Annotated in this window: 1 pseudogene; it reads left to right on the forward strand. The window is 67.9% G+C overall.

Annotated elements, in window-relative coordinates:
• Positions 1-338: pseudogene (locus DY467_RS25325) on the forward strand (hypothetical protein); the annotation flags it as partial.
• Positions 339-691 lie beyond the last annotated feature (353 nt).

The following is a 691-nucleotide window of genomic DNA, read 5'->3' on the forward strand; positions in this document are numbered from 1 at the left end:
TCGTCGGCTCCTATGTCGGTTCGGCCCACGGCGCCGGCCAGTTCTACTCCCGCGCCGTGACCGAGGCGCGCGAGGCCACTGCTAAGCTCGCCAACGACATGCGCGACGAAGACCTCGATGGTCCGGTCGGATTCGACAGCCAGGCCCAGCGCAAGCGCGAGTTCGCAGCCGACATGGGCCTGCAGGCCCACGCGCTCCGCATGGCGGCCGAGGGCGCCGTTGCCGCCTACGAGCTGGTCATCGGCGAGGCCTGGAAGCCTTTCGAGCGGCAGGCCGAACATGCCGGTGAAACCATCTCCAAGAAGGCCGCCGCAGCCCAGATGACGGCTTTCGACTAGCCATCAGGGCGGGGCTTCGGCCCCGCCTTCTCACATCGAAACGTCCAGGGCCGGTCTTGTGACCGGCCCTTTTTCGTGTCGCCGGCGAAATCAAGAAAAGGAAGGGTTACGCATCGCGCCTGTCGCGGCCCCTCACGGTCCGAGGTTCTGCGGCGGATACGGCGCACGCGCAACGGCTTCGCCGTCCTCCGCTGTGCTGCGGCCCTATCGGGTGCGCGTGCGCCTGGCGCCGCCGCGACGGCCCCCGTGAGGGGCCGCGACAGGCGCGGCCTCCGAATCGGAGGTCCTGAAAATGAGCAGGAAAGAAACAAACCCGCGCGCCCACATCTACGCGCACATCCCTGATCGAATCG

The sequence above is a fragment of the Rhodopseudomonas sp. BR0G17 genome, assembly GCF_010907025.1.
Lineage (GTDB): Bacteria > Pseudomonadota > Alphaproteobacteria > Rhizobiales > Xanthobacteraceae > Rhodopseudomonas > Rhodopseudomonas palustris_H.